The 217-nt window shown below is 46.5% G+C and carries 1 pseudogene; it reads right to left on the bottom strand.

Annotated features, from left to right (window positions below):
- A pseudogene (locus V6252_RS13335) lies at positions 1-217 on the bottom strand (peptide chain release factor-like protein); the annotation flags it as partial.

Below are 217 nucleotides of genomic sequence, written 5' to 3' on the forward strand. Positions count from 1 at the left end.
ACGGAATTCCTTGATACGAGAGTCATCAAGCACGTTAGAGCGAATTTGACTGCCGCAGCCAACATCAGACTTACCGTCTTCGACCGCTTGCTGTGATTCCATACGATTTTGCATCTCTAGCTCATAAAGCTTAGCACGTAGCATATTCATCGCCGTGGCTTAGTTACCAAGTTGAATAAGCTCATTATGACAGGTAACCACTACGCCCGATGGCTCA

Origin of the sequence: Psychrobacter proteolyticus, assembly GCF_038155145.1 — a bacterium.
Lineage (GTDB): Bacteria > Pseudomonadota > Gammaproteobacteria > Pseudomonadales > Moraxellaceae > Psychrobacter > Psychrobacter proteolyticus_B.